We start from the raw sequence: 12,675 nt of genomic DNA on the forward strand, positions 1-12,675 counted from the left end.
CCGCAAAAGTGGAAATAAATTCAGGAGTATAGCGTTGAAATTCGACGTAATCATTCAGTTTGGAACGCCTCTTGAATCCCTTTTCGCTGAATTCCTCTTCCTGCGCCATTTGTTCAGAGGTTCCCTAGAATTGAAATCAGGCGTCGCTTCTTCGGCGAGCCTGTCCAGAATTTCTCTGCTGTCAATGGCAGCATATCTTGTAGGCTGCGCGTTTTTCCACGACGGAATCTGCCCGGCCAAGTCTACCAGTTTCGTAATCAGGTCCCTGTCAATCGGTTTTGAAAGGAATTTTCTTACGCTTTGTCGTTCTTCTATACAGGAAATCGCATCCATGAGCTTTCCTCCTTTATTATGGTCCTATTGTACCACTCCCGGCGAGCATTGAAAAGCGATTTCCTGTTTAGCCTGAACTGTATGGAAAAGATAGCTCAGAGGTTCAATAGATTTCAGCCTGCATCGCTGCGGAACACCGCCGCGTAAGATCAAATACGGGAAGGCCGGAGGAATCCGTGAACTGCTCAGGAGCGGTATGCATGACCGCCATACCGAGGAACATTTCCTTGATCCATTCGGCTTTCTTTAGCAGCTCCTCTTCGCTTTCCTGCATTCCGTTGCCAATCCACCGAATGATGAAGCTGACAAACGCGTTCGTGAATAAATCGAGCAGAAACTGCTTTTCTTCCGGGTTTACGGAGAGACCGTAGCACGCATCTTCATAGATCATGCCGATCCAGCGATAAAGGATGGGGTACAGAAATTTTTCCACCGTCTCTTTCCGCAGCGAACGGTTAATATTTCGCAGAAAGGCCTTGTTCTGCCTGGAGTAGCGCAGCACGTCGATCAGGGCGTTTTTCCAGCTGTAGCGATTGACTCCGTTCACCTGCTTGAAAATTTCATTCTGATAAATCCATTCCAGCAGCTGATAGATGTCTTTAAAGTGGTAATAGAAGGTCTGACGATTCAATCCGCAGTGGTCGGTAACATTTTGAACGGTTATTTTTCGAAACGGTGTGGTTTTCATTAAGTCTTTCAGGGAGCTTGCAAGCAGTTGCTTGGTGTGAGTCATACGTTCCATTAGATTCCTCCTGATGCCGACTGCTTTTTGGGATATAACAGGACTGCCGTCCCGTCAGCCGTGTACAGCGGACGGAACGGATATGAATGATTAGGTTAAAACTGTACAAAGGCGGGAGTTTCCGCCGGTGCGCCGAGGAGTTGTTTCAGCTCGTCATCCAGCTTTAGGACGGAAATGGAACATCCGCCCATTTCAAGGGAAGTCATGCCGTTTCCGACGTAAGTTTTTACAATTTTGATTCCTTTCCCGGCGAAGACTTCGGCAACCCTCCGGTTCATAATAAACAGCTCCATCAGCGGTGTCGCGCCGAGGCCGTTGATCAATACCGCCGTTTCATCCCCTGGGGAAAGCCGCAGGTCATCGAATATTTTTTCAAGAAGGCGGTCGGCAATCCGGTCGGCTGTTTGAATGGGTTCCCTCTGAATGCCCGGTTCCCCGTGGATTCCCATGCCGATTTCCATTTCGTTTTCTTTCAGCACGAAACTTGGTTTGCCCGCTTCCGGTACCGTGCAGGGAGAAATCGCCATTCCCATGGAACGCACATTCGCAATTACCTTTTCAGCGACGGCTTTTACCTCGTCCAGCGTACCCCCGGATTCTGCTTTTGCGCCGGCAATCTTATGGACGAAAAGCGTTCCGGCGATCCCTCTGCGTCCGCTGGTGAACGTGCTGTTTTCCACCGCCACGTCGTCATTGACCACGACCTTTTCCACACGGATGCCTTCGGCGTCGGCCATTTCAGCCGCCATCTCGAAGTTCAGAACGTCTCCCGTGTAGTTTTTGATAATCAGAAGAACACCCCTGCCGCCGTTTACCGCTTTGACGGCTTCGTAAATCTGGTCCGGCGTAGGGGAGGTAAAAACGGCTCCGGCCACGGCGGCGTCCAGCATGCCGCGCCCGACGTAACCGCCGTGCGCGGGTTCGTGGCCGCTTCCGCCTCCGCTGACGAGGGCAACCTTCTCAGTCGGAGCTTTTGTCCGCGTGAGCACGTTAAGGCCTTCCAGCCGGCGAACGTACTGCGGATAGGCGTACACCATGCCGTCCAGCATTTCATCCACAACATCCGCGGGATGATTGATAATCTTCTTCATAAAGTTCAACCTCGCTTTCTTTTATTCCGCGGCGTAGAGCCGCAAATCCTTTTAACATGCTGGTTGCTCGCACCTGCGCGGCCTTTGCCGCGTTTGCTTTATTACATAAGACTATAAATTTTTTACAGGACAGTCGCTTCGTAACTACTCATAGCTTGTTGGCATTGCAGGCTTCTTTCGCGGCCGAGACGACTTCCTTTAAAGAAGCGCCGGTTGAGGCGCATATGGCCGCGGTCATGGTTCCTTCCACCAGAGGTGCGTCTGCAATCAAAACGCGGCCGCGCCGCGCGTCGTCCAGAAATTCCAGCGCGGTTTCCGTACTGAGAACGGCGCTGCCAAGGTCGAGGAGGACAACGGCTCCGTCTCCCGTGTCCGCCAGCCGGATGGCATGCTCAATCCGCAAAGCGTCCGTGCCGATTTTATGATCCGCGACGCCGCCGGCGGCTTCGATCCTGACAGCCTCTCCGGCGATCTGCTTTGCAAGGTCCCGTACGCCTTCCGCGATCTTTTCGCTGTGTGACACAATCACAAGTCCAACCATATTTATTGCTCCTTATGAATCTTTTGAGCGTATTGTAGCAGGGCGTTCAGGATAATCCACACCGATGTGGCTCCGGGGTCCTGGTGACCGATGCTTCTTTCTCCCAGGTAGCTGGCGCGTCCTTTTTTGGCCGGGATGGTTTTGGTGTATTCAACGCCTTTTTTCGCGGCGTCGCGCGCGGCTTCCAGGCATTCCGGAAAATCTCCGCCGCTTTTCAGGGTATCCTCAAAGGCGCGATAAGCGGGTTCCAGAGCGTCCACCATGGTTTTATCGCCTTCCTCTGCTTTGCCGCGTTCTTCCACTCCGTCAACCGCCGCGCGGAACATGGAGAGCGCAAGCTTGGGATTCAGCATATCGCCTTGACGCACCGTCTTACCGGCGCGCAGAAATGCCGTCCCGTAAAGCGGGCCGGAGGCGCCGCCTACCGTTGAAATCAACGTTAAAGCCACCTGCCTGAGCCCGGAGGACAAATCGGCCGGTTCAGCGGAATTCAGCTTGGCCATCACGGCGTCAAAGCCTCTCGCCATGTTGATTCCGTGGTCGGCGTCGCCGATTTCGCGGTCAAGATCCGTCAGATAATCTTTATTGGCCTTGATGGCACTTGCGATTTCTTCCATCGCGCTTTTTAATGAGCCTTTCATCATAAACAGTCCCTTCTGTAAAACATACGAAATAAATTGATTTTTAAGCCCTGTATATTTTATTACGAAGTAGTCTTTTTCATTACTTAACAAGGAGTTTTCTGTCGGCGTTATAAATAATTTTCATGCTTGTTTCCACCTCACAATCATATAATACTCTAGATTGGCAGAGAAGTAATTAGACAAATTCCTTTATTCGTATAGACAAACGCCAAATATTGTGTATTTACAGAAGAACAAATCAATGCTAGGATGATGTCAAGATATTTTATGCAATTTGCATAAAATTGAATTCTTCTATGCGGATAGAAAGGGAGGAATTGTAAATGGGTCGGTATATCATGGCATTGGATGCCGGAACGACCAGCTCTCGCTGCATTCTGTTTAACGAAAAAGGCGAGATGATCAGCGTGGCTCAGAAGGAGTTTACGCAGTACTTTCCAAAGCCCGGATGGGTGGAACATGATGCAATGGAAATCTGGTCCACGCAGATCGGGGTAGCCCAGGAGGCAATGTACAAAATCAACGCAAGCGCGAAGGACATTGCGGCCATCGGAATTACAAACCAGCGTGAAACGACTATCGTCTGGGACAAAAAGACCGGCGAGCCGGTCTATCATGCCATTGTTTGGCAGTGCAGGCGCACGTCCGAATACTGCGACAGTCTGAAAGAAAAGGGCCTGACGGACATCTTCCGTCAAAAGACCGGACTTGTCATCGACGCTTATTTTTCGGCGACCAAGTTAAGGTGGATTCTGGAAAACGTGCCCGGTGTCCGCGAAAGGGCGGAAGCGGGGGAACTGCTGTTCGGAACGGTGGACAGCTGGCTGATTTGGAATCTGACCAAAGGGAAAGTACATGTAACGGATTATTCAAACGCGTCGCGTACCATGCTGTTTAATATACAGGAATTGAAGTGGGACGAGGAAATTTTAAAGGAACTGAATATCCCGGCCTGCATGCTTCCGGCGGCCATGCCGTCGAGTTGTGTCTACGGGGAAACGGATCCCACGATTTTCGGCGGCCCGATTCCAATCGCGGGCGCGGCGGGCGACCAGCAGGCGGCTCTTTTCGGTCAGACCTGTTTCTCGGCCGGCGAAGCCAAAAATACATATGGAACAGGCTGCTTCCTGCTCATGAACACGGGGGAAAAGCCGGTTTATTCCAAGAACGGGCTGGTCACTACCATCGCATGGGGACTCGATGGAAAAGTCAATTACGCGCTGGAAGGCTCCATCTTTGTCGCGGGCGCGTCCATCCAGTGGCTTCGCGACCAGCTGCGGCTGATTGACAGCTCGCCGGATTCGGAATACATGGCGAAAAAGGTTAAGGATACAAACGGCGTCTATGTGGTTCCTGCGTTTACAGGCCTTGGGGCGCCCTACTGGGATCAGTATGCCAGAGGCGTGATTGTCGGGCTGACAAGAGGCGCCAGCAAATACCACCTGATCCGCGCGACGCTGGAATCGCTTGCCTACCAGACGCTGGACGTACTGAAAGCGATGGAACAGGATTCCGGAATCAAACTGAATTCGCTCAAGGTGGACGGCGGAGCCTGCGCAAACGACTTCCTCATGCAATTTCAGTCCGATATGATCGGCGCGCCGGTACGCCGTCCGGTTTGCGTGGAAACAACGGCGATGGGAGCCTCCTACCTGGCGGGACTCGCGGTAAAATACTGGTCTGGAAAAGAAGAAGTGATTCAGAACTGGCGCATCTCGAAAGTCTTTGAACCCGCTATGGAAGACAGTGAGCGCGACGAATTGGTTAAAGGCTGGCATAAGGCGGTCAAATGTTCTCTCGGCTGGGCAAAAGATTAAAATGATTCATTCGAAAATATAATAGATTGAAATTGAGGTGTATGATAATGTTACCGTATATTGGGGAATTTGTCGGCACAGCAATTCTTATCATTCTGGGCGACGGCGTCGTTGCCAATGTTACCCTGAACAAATCAGGCATGAAGGGCGGCGGTTCCGTACAGATCACCATTGCATGGGGCCTTGCCGTCATGCTTCCGGCGTTTGTGTTCGGCGCGGCGTCCGGCGCGCATTTCAATCCCGCGCTGACCATTGCCCTGGCCGCGGCGGGCAGCTTTGCCTGGAGCATGGTGCCGGGGTATATCGTGTCCCAGATTTTGGGCGGTTTCTGCGGCGGACTGATTGTCTACGCGCTGTTTAAGGACCAGTTTGACGAGACCGAGAATCAAGCCACCATTCTGGGATGCTTCTCGACCGGTCCGGCCATCCGCAACCTTCCCCGCAACTTCCTTTCGGAACTCGTCGGAACCTTCCTTCTTGTTTTTACCATCATGGGGATCGGCAACGTAAAGGGAGCGGGCGGCGTCGGCCTGAATTATCTGCTGGTTTTCGGAATCATCGTTTCCATCGGCATGTCCCTCGGCGGCCTGACCGGATACGCGATCAACCCTGCACGTGACCTTGGTCCGCGTCTGGCGCATGCGGTGCTGCCCATTAAGAATAAGGGCGGCTCCAACTGGAGCTACGGCTTGATCGTCCCGATTTTCGGGCCGATTGTGGGCGGACTGCTGGCGTGCCTGCTGTTTAAAGTGATTCCCTGGTAATTCGTATTACTTCCATCCGGTAACAGTGAAAGAAGCAGGGGCAAACAATTCGTCCTGTCTACCCCTGTATTCTTTTGCGGTTTTTTAGAAAATGAAACAGTATTTCGCGTCAGAGCGAAACAAAAAAAGGTTGGTGTTCATGGTCATGCTGGATGTACTGATTATCGGCGGCGGGGTTGTGGGATGCACAACGGCGAGAATGCTGGCCGGGTATCAACTGAAAACAGCTTTGCTGGAAAAGGCTTCCGATATCTGCGAGGGACAGAGCAAGGCCAATACGGCGATCGTTCACGGCGGATATGATGCGAAGCCCGGCACAATGAAAGCAAAATATAATGTTATGGGAAACGGCATGTTTCAAAAGATGTGCTCCGAACTGGACGTGCCGCTGAAGTGGAACACGTCTCTGGTCGTCGCTTTTTCAGAAGATGGAATCCCCAAACTGGAAGAGCTGAAGCATCAGGGGGAAAGGAACGGCGTGCCGAACCTCAGCGTAATCGGCAGAGAGGAACTCAGAAAACGGGAACCCAATATCAGCCCCGCGGCCTGCGCCGCGCTTCTGGTAGAAACGGGAGGCATTGTATGCCCCTATGAACTGACGGTGGCAAATGCGGAAAACGCGGCGGAAAACGGAGTCCGGTTTTATCGCAACGCGCCGGTTACGGGAATCCAAAAAGGGGAAGACTGCTGGATTGTGCAAAGCGGTGCGGGAACCTTTTCCGCAAAAGCGGTTGTAAACTGCGCTGGGCTTTACTCTGATGAGATCAATAATATGGTTTCTGAGGACAAGATTCGCATCCTGCCGCGCAGAGGAGAATATTATATCCTCGATAAAAAATATGCCGATGTTTTTCACGCCTCTGTTTTTCAGCTGCCGACGAAAATGGGAAAGGGTATTCTGGTCACGCCGACTGTGGACGGAACGATTTTAATCGGTCCCACGGCGGAGGACCTCGACGTGCGGGACGACACCCGCACAACATCGGAAGGACTGGCAAAAGCGATTCGGTTCGGGAGTCTTACGTGGGAGCATATTCCGATGCGGGACGTCATTACGACGTTCTCCGGCATTCGCGCGCACTGCGACCGGGATGATTTTGTCCTGGGGGAGGCCCCCGATGCTCCGATGTTCTTTAACGCTGCGGGAGTGGAATCTCCCGGATTAACCTCTTCGCCCGCGATCGGCCGTTATCTGGCGGAGTTAATCGCGGAAAAGCTCCATGCGAAGGGAAATCCGAATTATAATCCGATTCGGAAAGGAATCCCCAAATTCAGGGAAATGACCAATGAGGAACGGGCAAGGGCGATCGCCTCCAACCCGGACTATGCGAAAGTCGTTTGCCGGTGTGAAACCGTTACGGAGGCGGAAATCAGGGAAGCGATTCGCAGACCTGTGGGCGCCAGAACCGTTGACGGGATCAAGCGCCGGACCAGAGCCGGGATGGGAAGATGCCAGGCCGGATTCTGTACGCCGCGGACGGTTGAAATTCTAAGCGAAGAGCTGCATATTTCTCCGCTGGAAGTGACAAAGTTCGGCGGAAACTCAAAGCTGCTTTCCGGCAATCTGTTTGAAAAGGGGGATGGGGCGGAATGAGAACGGTCGATATCCTGATTGTGGGCGGCGGCCCGGCCGGTCTTGCCGCGGCGGTATCCGCCTATGAGAGCGGATGCAGGAGCATCCTGATTCTCGAAAGGGAGGAGGCTCTGGGCGGAATCCTGAAACAATGCATTCATAACGGCTTCGGACTGCATACGTTTCACGAAGAGCTGACCGGTCCGGAATATGCCCAGAAATACATTGACAAAGTGGTCGAGTACCAGATTCCCTATCAGTGCTGCACCATGGTTCTGGATATTACGGAAGAACGGGTGGTCACTGCGGTCAGCAATGTGAACGGGCTGCAGCAATTCCAGGCAAAATCCGTGATTTTGGCAATGGGGTGCAGGGAGCGTCCCCGCGGCGCGCTCGCCATACCGGGCTGGAGGTGTTCCGGTATCTATACCGCCGGGACGGCGCAGAAATTTGTAAACCTTGAGGGAATCATGCCGGGCAAAAAGGTGATGATTCTCGGCTCCGGCGACATCGGTCTCATCATGGCCCGCAGAATGACCTTTATGGGGGCAAAAGTGCTTGCCTGCGTGGAACTGCTGCCGTATTCCTCCGGACTCAAGCGAAATATTGTACAGTGTCTGGATGATTACGGGATTCCGCTGCTTTTGAATCACACGGTCGTCGATATTTCCGGACGCGAGCGTCTGGAGGGCGTGACGGTTGCGGAGGTTGACCCCGAGACGAAACAGCCGATCCCGGGAACGGAAACATATTATGAATGCGACACGCTGCTTCTTTCCGTCGGACTGATTCCGGAAAACGAACTCAGCAAGCTGGCGGGCGTGAAAATTTCCTCAGCAACGGGTGGAGCGGAGGTCGACGAAAATCTGGAAACATCCGTTCCGGGGATCTTTTCCTGCGGAAATGTGCTTCATGTGCACGACTTGGTGGATTTTGTGTCTCAGGAGGCGGAAAAGGCGGGCAAAAAAGCCTTTCAGTTTGTACAGGGTCAGCTGGCGGAAAACGGAGCCAGGATTCCCGTCACGGGGGGCTTCGGCGTGGCCGGAGCGGTGCCGCAGGTTCTTCATGCCGGATCCGGCGGCAGCCCGGTTACACTGATGTTTCGCCCGAAAGGGGTTTACCGGAACGCTAAGATCAGCGTAAGCGCGGAAGGCACGGAACTGTATTCCAGAAAATACCGTATCCTGACTCCCGGCGAGATGGTCAGTCTGGAACTTGGGCCGGATCTTCTCAGCAGGGCTGCCGGAGCAAAAGAACTTACGGTGAAAGTGGAGGCCTGACAGATGCGGAAGGAAATTACTTGTATCGGCTGCCCGATGGGCTGCCGGATGACGGCCGAGGTGGAAGACGGCAAAATCCTGTCGGTGGAAGGATATTCCTGCAACGTCGGGAAAAAATATGCGCAGGAAGAGCTGACCGTTCCGAAAAGAATGGTTACTTCTTTGGTCCATGTTCGCGGCAGCAGCCGGCCTTTGCCGGTCAGAACATCCGCTCCGATTGAAAAGAGCAAAATCTTCGACTGCCTCAGGGAAATCAGAGCCTGTGAAATCACGCCGCCCGTTAAGATCGGCGACGTCATTATTTCCCGCGTCTGTGGGACACAGGCCGATATTGTGGCGACCAGAGAGGTTTTCTGACCGGCTGTGAGAATCCCCCGCGGAAAGAATTTTTTCTTTCCGCGGGGGATTCTCTCACTATGAGTGTTTTATGGAAAATCTTTTCTCCGTACCGTTTTTCAGCCGCTCCAGATTTGCCCGGTGCTTATACACCAAAAGGCCGGCAAACAGCATGGAAAAAGCGGTTGTAATCCATACGTAGGAAAGCGGAGCGGCACCCGGTCTGCAGTCGCGAAAATAAGAGAATAGGAAATTGATCAGCGGAAAAGACAGAGCGCCGCAGACGGAAGAGATGGAAACAATTCTTGTAAAGGTAAAGACAACGGCGAAAATCGAAACCGCGATCAGAAAATACCGCCAGTCCAGAAAAGCAATGATGGCGGCGGAAGCAAGCACGCCCTTGCCGCCCCGAAAATGAAAATAAAGCGGGTAGATATGCCCCACGACGCACGCAATGCCTGCCAGATAGGCTCCGTACTGAATAAAATACTCCGGCAAACGGTATTGCAGGCAGAGCTGCTGAAACACGGCCCTGCCGACCAGCACCGAAGCGGCGCCCTTTGAAAAGTCGAAGACAAACGTGAGAATTCCCGCTTTGACGCCGACACAGCGAAGCACGTTTGTCAAACCGGCGTTCCCGCTGCCAAGGGTTCGAATGTCCTTACGGCTGTAAAACAGTTTTGTAAAGAGAATGGAAAAACTGATGCTTCCCAAAAGATACGAAACAGCGGCAACCAGCATCGACGGCAAGGCGAAGATGACAAATTCCTGCATTCGGATTCCTCCCTAGTACTAAACAGATTCATTGTTTGACCGCTTTGCATGGCAAAAACCAGAAAATACCGGCGCGGTCTTTTCTATATCTATGTAACATTCCAAGATATTATAATATCACATAATTTCAATATTTCAATAAATATTGTTGTATATATTTAATAAATTTAGGAACCGCCCGGCTTCTCTGACGACGCCGGGCGGTTCCCAGGTTATCGGCTATGCTTGCGTTCCTTTTGATAGAATAGATAGCACATGGAAATCAGAAGGATCAGGGCGGCGGCCGTGAAAAAGCCGATTCTGTAATCCCCTACCCCAAGACTGAAAAAGATAAGAACGGCGATGACCGCAAGAGACATATAAGCCCCGCCTTTGCCCAGAATCATCGGAGAAGTAAACTGTTCTTCCGGACGCCGGCGTTTCAGCCACAAAAGGAAGATAATCAGATTAATCGTCCAGCTGAAAAAGGAAAAGTAGGAACAGGCGGAGATCAGATAATTGAACAGCTTCGAACTCAGTAAAAAGGAAAGTCCGACCACGCAAAGGGAAAGCACGCCGGTCAAAAGCCAGGCGTTCCGGAAAAAACTCTTTCGGTTTGTTTTTCCAAAGGCTTTCGGGGCTTCTCCGGCGTCGGAAAGCGAAAGCAGAATCTGTACGCTCCCGAAATAGGTTCCAAGCATGACGGAAACAGCCGCGATAAAAATGGCGGCGTTGATGATTGCCGACGCCCATCCCAGACCGATTGCGGAAAGAGCCTGGACAAGCGGGGAGATGCCGGTGTTGACAGCCCTCCAGTTCACAGTACAGATGATCAGGAACATTGCAGCCGCATAAAAAAGGATGATACTCGCCATCATCAGAATGGTGGCGGCCGGGATTTCTTTTTCCGGTTTTTTCACCTTTGCGGTCGCCATAGCGACCGTGCTGATTCCCGCGTAAGAAAATACGGCGATCAGCATGGATTGAAAGAAGCCGGAGATTCCGTTGGGCAAGAATGCTTGCAAGGAAGAAAAAGGATTGGATTTTACGGCAATTCCGTTCGCTGCGATAAATCGAATGGCGGCGATTATGAAAAACAGAAGCGCCGAGATTTTCAGCACTGCCATTCCGGATTCCACCAGACTGAATTGATTCGTATTCAGCCTGTTGATTAATATTACAAGAACCGTAATGGAAAACGCGGATACGGCAACGCTTACTTTCGGGACCCAAAACCGTATGAAGATACCCGCGGCTACAGCTTCCGACCCAATAGCCAGCAGGTTGGAGATATAAAGCACCCAGCCCATTGTAAATCCGGCGTATTTCCCCAGAAACTGTTCCGCATACACTTTAAAAGAGCCGGTCACAGGGCGGTTGATGCTGATGCTTGTGATGGCGCCCAGAACCTGAGAAACCACAAGCCCGCTCAGCAAAAAAGAAAGAATTACGGACGGGCCGGCCTGACGGATGGAAATTGCGGAGCCCAAAAAGAATCCGGAGCCGATAATTCCGCCGACGCCAAGACCCGCAAGACTGTAGGTGTTTAATTTTTTTTCCTGAGGACCGGTGTTCCGGTTGCTGTTTTTAACGCTTTGCATACAATACTTCTCATTTTATCACTTTAACTTTAGTATAAACGATTTCAGTTTGATTATGAAAAATCCTATGGCAAAGTACAGTGCCGTCACATCGGCCTTGACAAAAAAGACTAAAAAGGTATATAATCAAATCACAGACTTAAAATGTAAATATATCTGAATGATATGTTATTATAATTCAGGAGTGTCCCAATGAAGAAGAGTGAAGAAATTGAGACCGGTATTTTTAAAAAATACCGCAGGAAAATATGGATTCCGTTTTTGACCGCGGTGAAAGAGTACCGGTTAATTCAGCCGGAAGATCGGGTTGCGGTTTGCATTTCAGGAGGAAAAGACTCGATGCTGACCGCCAAATGCATGCAGCATTTACAAAAGTACAGCGAATTTCCGTTTGAGGCGGAATATCTGGTGATGGATCCGGGTTATAACGAAGAAAACAGGCGGCGGATCGAAGAAAATGCCGCGCTCCTGAATCTTCCAATCAAAATTTTTGAAACGAAAATTTACGACATCGTTTCACGGATGGAAGGCTCGCCGTGTTATATTTGCGCAAGAATGCGCAGGGGGCATCTTTACAAAAACGCGCAGGAGCTTGGATGCAACAAAATTGCACTTGGGCATCATTTTGACGATGTGGTTGAAACGACCCTGATGAGTATGCTGTACGGGGCCGAAATCAAGACGATGATGCCGAAGCTTCACAGCAGGAATTACCCGGGAATGGAATTGATCCGGCCGATGTATCTGGTACATGAAGCGGACATTATCAGCTGGCGTGATTCCAATCAGCTCAGCTTCATCCGGTGCGCCTGCCGCTTTACGGAAAACTGCGAGTTGAACGGCGGCGGCTCCAAACGAAGGGAAACAAAGGAGCTGGTCGAACGGCTCAGAAAGATAAATCCGGGAATTGACCGAAACATTTTTCACAGTGTTCACAATGTCAATCTGGATACGGTACTCGGATACCGGAGCGGCGGAAAAACACACAGTTTTCTGGATGATTACGACCGGAAGGAAAATAAAAACGGCGGAGCGGGGAATCCTGTTCGGTAGCAAATCATTCGGTGGTTTTGGGCTTTGTAAAGTAAACATGAAAGATTAAGAAGGGAAATCAGCCAATTGCTTCAAGCGACGAGGAAAAGCTTGCGTTTGCTTCTGGCAGAAAGGTTTAGGCCCGCAACTTGTGCCGGGGTCAGACCG

General features: G+C 51.5%; 13 protein-coding genes. 6 read left to right on the forward strand and 7 right to left on the reverse strand.

The features are described 5' to 3' along the window. Positions 1–54: 54 nt before the first annotated feature. The 5 genes from CAFE_RS17840 to dhaL all read right to left on the reverse strand — a co-directional run bounded on the left by CAFE_RS17840 (position 55) and on the right by dhaL (position 3,351). Positions 55–333 (reverse strand): nitroreductase family protein, encoded by a 279-nt coding sequence (locus tag CAFE_RS17840; RefSeq protein ID WP_156991371.1) that lies wholly within the window; start codon positions 331–333, stop codon positions 55–57. A gap of 103 nt (positions 334–436) precedes the next feature. Beyond that, positions 437–1,075, reverse strand: a complete 639-nt coding sequence (locus tag CAFE_RS17845) for a TetR/AcrR family transcriptional regulator C-terminal domain-containing protein (RefSeq protein ID WP_156991372.1) — start codon at positions 1,073–1,075, stop codon at positions 437–439. Positions 1,076–1,170: 95 nt separating this feature from the next. Continuing rightward, the gene (gene dhaK, locus CAFE_RS17850) at positions 1,171–2,166 is read right to left on the reverse strand and encodes a dihydroxyacetone kinase subunit DhaK (protein WP_156991373.1); all 996 of its coding nucleotides are present in this window, start codon (positions 2,164–2,166) and stop codon (positions 1,171–1,173) included. A 148-nt stretch (positions 2,167–2,314) separates the two neighbouring features. Next, on the reverse strand, positions 2,315–2,707 hold the full coding sequence (gene dhaM / locus CAFE_RS17855; protein ID WP_066644131.1) for a dihydroxyacetone kinase phosphoryl donor subunit DhaM: 393 nt from the start codon (positions 2,705–2,707) through the stop codon (positions 2,315–2,317). 2 nt (positions 2,708–2,709) lie between these two features. Continuing rightward, positions 2,710–3,351, reverse strand: a complete 642-nt coding sequence (gene dhaL / locus CAFE_RS17860; protein WP_228725080.1) for a dihydroxyacetone kinase subunit DhaL — start codon at positions 3,349–3,351, stop codon at positions 2,710–2,712. A 323-nt stretch (positions 3,352–3,674) separates the two neighbouring features. Here dhaL and glpK point away from each other — a divergent pair, with 323 nt between their 5' ends. The 5 genes from glpK to CAFE_RS17885 all read left to right on the forward strand — a co-directional run bounded on the left by glpK (position 3,675) and on the right by CAFE_RS17885 (position 9,142). Next, positions 3,675–5,168: a glycerol kinase GlpK gene (gene glpK / locus CAFE_RS17865; RefSeq protein ID WP_066644133.1), complete on the forward strand. Its 1,494-nt coding sequence runs from the start codon at positions 3,675–3,677 to the stop codon at positions 5,166–5,168. A 47-nt stretch (positions 5,169–5,215) separates the two neighbouring features. Next, positions 5,216–5,932, forward strand: coding sequence for an MIP/aquaporin family protein (locus CAFE_RS17870; RefSeq protein ID WP_066644134.1), 717 nt, complete (start codon positions 5,216–5,218; stop codon positions 5,930–5,932). Between the two features lie 145 nt (positions 5,933–6,077). Beyond that, entirely contained in the window at positions 6,078–7,526 is a 1,449-nt protein-coding gene (locus tag CAFE_RS17875; RefSeq protein ID WP_156991374.1) for an NAD(P)/FAD-dependent oxidoreductase, read from the forward strand. Continuing rightward, entirely contained in the window at positions 7,523–8,785 is a 1,263-nt protein-coding gene (locus CAFE_RS17880; RefSeq protein WP_156991375.1) for an NAD(P)/FAD-dependent oxidoreductase, read from the forward strand. The genes CAFE_RS17875 and CAFE_RS17880 overlap by 4 nt, the downstream gene beginning before the upstream one ends. Positions 8,786–8,788: 3 nt before the next feature. Then, a complete protein-coding gene (locus tag CAFE_RS17885; protein ID WP_066644136.1) occupies positions 8,789–9,142 on the forward strand; it encodes a DUF1667 domain-containing protein in 354 nt (117 codons plus the stop codon). Between the two features lie 57 nt (positions 9,143–9,199). Here the strand turns inward: CAFE_RS17885 and plsY are convergent, their stop codons facing one another. Both plsY and CAFE_RS17895 read right to left on the reverse strand, forming a co-directional pair. Next, a complete protein-coding gene (plsY, locus tag CAFE_RS17890; protein ID WP_156991376.1) occupies positions 9,200–9,895 on the reverse strand; it encodes a glycerol-3-phosphate 1-O-acyltransferase PlsY in 696 nt (231 codons plus the stop codon). Between the two features lie 212 nt (positions 9,896–10,107). Continuing rightward, entirely contained in the window at positions 10,108–11,475 is a 1,368-nt protein-coding gene (locus CAFE_RS17895; protein WP_156991377.1) for an amino acid permease, read from the reverse strand. Positions 11,476–11,667: 192 nt separating this feature from the next. Between CAFE_RS17895 and CAFE_RS17900 the strand changes: the two genes are divergently transcribed. Beyond that, positions 11,668–12,528: a tRNA lysidine(34) synthetase gene (locus CAFE_RS17900; protein WP_066644139.1), complete on the forward strand. Its 861-nt coding sequence runs from the start codon at positions 11,668–11,670 to the stop codon at positions 12,526–12,528. The last annotated feature ends 147 nt before the right edge of the window (positions 12,529–12,675 follow it).

This window comes from Caproicibacter fermentans, assembly GCF_009746625.1.
Lineage (GTDB): Bacteria > Bacillota > Clostridia > Oscillospirales > Acutalibacteraceae > Caproicibacter > Caproicibacter fermentans.